2 protein-coding genes are annotated in these 3,527 nt (G+C 33.7%); both read right to left on the bottom strand.

Translation table 11 applies throughout. The features are described 5' to 3' along the window. Positions 1-803 precede the first annotated feature (803 nt). On the bottom strand, positions 804-1,571 hold the full coding sequence (locus tag F6K22_RS19155; RefSeq protein WP_293101209.1) for an SDR family NAD(P)-dependent oxidoreductase: 768 nt from the start codon (positions 1,569-1,571) through the stop codon (positions 804-806). Between the two features lie 985 nt (positions 1,572-2,556). Further along, positions 2,557-3,393: a sugar phosphate isomerase/epimerase family protein gene (locus tag F6K22_RS19160; protein WP_293101212.1), complete on the bottom strand. Its 837-nt coding sequence runs from the start codon at positions 3,391-3,393 to the stop codon at positions 2,557-2,559. Between the last annotated feature and the right edge of the window lie 134 nt (positions 3,394-3,527).

A 3,527-nucleotide genomic window follows, 5' to 3' on the forward strand; every position in this document is an offset into this window, starting at 1 on the left:
ACTGCCATAATTAATAAAGTTTTGTTAATACCCATAGTTAATTTTTTAGAGATATTCTTTGTTTGTAGTTGCGCTTTAGCGCTAGATGTATATTTATGGCTTAAAAGCAACTACGAATTTAAGGTCGTTGCTGAATGGTAATGATTTTTAGATTAAGTATCAACGTAAAACATAAGTTTTTCAATTTTACCTTCAGCTACTTACCATTACATTTCAGCAACGCCAATTTAAGTTACTTTGTTGTACTAAATAGAAGCCTAACCGTATCTTTCCCTTGTAAAAATTTTTGAGGATCTGTCATAATCATCTTAAAATACTGGCTTTTTGCAGTTCTATCCACTGAAAAGCTGGTACTTTTTGCAACAAAAAAATCCTACAACCTTTATATGTCAATACTTTCAGATTTAATCAGCCAGCCCTTACTATTGTCCAATAGATGAATAAAACATCAATCTATAGAAAAAGAACATTTACGTTTTCCTGAGGGAATGCTGCGCAAACATTTGCGTAGCAAAGCGGAAAGGATGTTCTATCATTACTTTTATGCAACAAAACCAGTTGAAGTTATAAGCGTTTTAGAGACAAGTTTAATTTCGTTCCTCAACCAAACCTAGATAAACTCAATAATTTCAGCTTATACAATCTTACTTTTGACTTTTGAATTTTGACCAAAGAGTAAGGTCTCAAGTCTTCCCTTTTAAGGGGATGAAAAAAATATTCGATTCAGCATTTTAATCCCGATGCTTTCCTAGGTCATGCTGCGCAAACAGTCAGAGGTACTGATAACTGAAATGACTTGGGTATTAAGTCTGTGCATATCCCGCATCTACAACTATTGTTTGACGAGTTATTGCTCTGGATGTATCGGAAGCGAGAAATAAATATGTTCCGACTAATTCTTGGGGTGTTAATTCTATAGGAATTGATTGTAATTCATGTACAGTTTTATGTTTTGCTTCTGGTGTCACCCACTGTTGGAGTTGCCTTTCTGTCATTATCCAACCTGGTGCTACGGAATTTACCCGAATATGATGTTTGCCAACTGCTCCTGCTAAAGTTCTGACCATACCTACTATTGCTGCTTTTGTCGCATTGTAAGCAACCATATCTGGTTTGGCAATCCAAACTAGGTGAGAACTTGTCATAATAATACTACCGCCACCAGCATTTATCATTTCTGGTAATAATTCCCGACAGGTGATGAAATAATGTACAACATTTAATTGAAATAAATCATTCCATTGTTGTGCTGACATTTCTAACAAGTTACATCGGGGGTCGTAACCAGCATTGTTAATTAAAACATTTACTACTGGTTTGTCTTTTTTTACTTTGGCTAAAGTTTCAGTTAAAGCGTCAGTATCAGTTAAATCTATTCCATAGACGTTGACTTTACAATTATATTGTTGGCATTCTTCAGCTACTTTTAAACCTCTTTCATAATCTTTATCTAAAATTGTTACTTCTGCTGCTTGTTCGGCAAATGTTTTAGTTAGAGCTTCGCCAATTCCATTACTACCACCAGTGATTAAAATATGTTTTTCTTTTAGGTCTTGATAGATGGGATTCATTTTGTTTTCTCCTAATTTTAATTCCTAGTATTTAAAGGAAGCAATAACTGTAGGTTTGCTTGAGGTAAGAAACCCAACAACAATAACTAAAATGGTGCCCTGCGACAGATTGTTCAATACCTTTCACAGTCAAATATTTTTTCCGTCTAACGCACCCTACTAGCGTGTCAAGCTGAAAATGATGTATTAAATTTTTGAGTATAGTTCTTGCTATGACTAAGGTTTGGAGGATTTTCCTAAAACACTATTTCAAGCTTGACGCGCCACTACTAAACTGACATAGCTAAAAATAAGCGTAGGTTTGGTTGAGGTAGGAAACCCAACAACAATAACTAAAATGGTGCCCTGCGGCAGATTTTTAAATAGCTGTCACCACGAGTGATTTTTGCTGTCTAACGCACCCTACTGGAATGACTTACTCAGGTAATTAATTAGTTGTAATAATCTTTTGTTTGTAGTTTTGCTCTAGCCCCTCAAATATTTAATAGACATCTCCAGAAAATAAACTTGCTCTTTATTGAGTATAAGCAAGAGAAGTAAAAGTTACTCACAAAATCATTTTCCGCACTTTTTTCCTAAAAATATCTTCCCTGTTCCCTACTTTTGCAAAAAGTTTATATCTTTTTTGGAGATATCTAATATAGCAGTACGTTTTTTTAGTTAGCACAATAAGTTTAAACTATTTGGGCAGCATTACTGTAGACAAAGGGATATAGAGAGAATATCCTAACATTAATTTAGGGCTAAATCCCAACTACAAACTATAAATCAATTATTAGCAACTAATACTTTTGTTTGATTGACAATCCATTTTTTACTTACTGAAAAATGAAGTTTAAGTTCATCCAAATCAATCTCTTCTTTGGAACCTGGCGTTTGTCTAGGTTGAGCACATTCAATTTGGGCAGCATTACTGTAGAAAAAGGGATATAGAGAGAATATCCTAACATTAATTTAGGGCTAAATCCCAACTACAAACTATAAATCAATTATTAGCAACTAATACTTTTGTTTGATTGACAATCCATTTTTTACTTACTGACAAATGAAGTTTAAGTTCATCCAAATCAATCTCTTCTTTGGAACCTGGCGTTTGTCGAGGTTGAGCACATTCCAGAATTATCGGACCGGAGAATTTAATCTCATCAAGTGCGTCGAAATGTTCGGCAAAATTAGTATGACCAAAACCAATGCCTTTTCTATTAGAATCAGCGATTTGATAGACGCTCAGTTTATCCCCACATCTTTGAATGGCTTCAACTAAATTTGCTTCTTCTAAATTGCCATGATAGGTATCTAGAATAACAGTCATATTTGGCGAGTTAATTTCTGCCAGTAAAGATAAAACATCATTGCTATTCAGAATGAAACGACATAAATAACGATTCAGGGGTTCAAAGCCTAATTTTATTTTGGCTTTTTCTGCATAAATTGCTAATTCTTGACAAGAAGCAATTAAATTATCTCTTGAACCTGCATAAGTAGTTCCCATCTGACTCTGAATATGTTCATGGCAAGTAATGATAGGATTACCTAATTCTGCTCCATAATCAATTAACTTTTTATAGTAATCTAGAGCTGCCATTCTGGTTTGGCGATCGCTACTTCCCAAATCTACGTTACTAGGAGTCATGGAGAATATTTCTAAGCCATTATCTGTCAAAATATTTTTCACCTTTTGAGGTAGAGTTTGATTAATATCTACATATAATTCGACTCCATCAAAACCCATCTCTGAAATTATTTTGGCAGTTTTTTCTAATTTATTCTGACCAAATATCCAGGTAGTAACTCCGATTTTTCTTTGTCTGTTTATACTCATTTTTTTTGTAAATCTATGAAAAAATACTCAAATTTTAGTTGACAGTTAATCTTTTGATTTGGGTTTTAAAAACCAAAGTCTACACCTAGTAACTGATAACTGTATTCTGCTCCATAATCAATTAACTTTTTATA

The organism is Okeania sp. SIO2F4 (assembly GCF_010672385.1).
GTDB lineage: Bacteria > Cyanobacteriota > Cyanobacteriia > Cyanobacteriales > Microcoleaceae > Trichodesmium.

Coding starts and splice junctions, on each gene's coding strand:
- F6K22_RS19160 (WP_293101212.1), bottom strand. CDS start 3,393: ATGAGTATAAACAGACAAAGAAAAATCGGAGTTACTACCTGGATATTT.
- F6K22_RS19155 (WP_293101209.1), bottom strand. CDS start 1,571: ATGAATCCCATCTATCAAGACCTAAAAGAAAAACATATTTTAATCACT.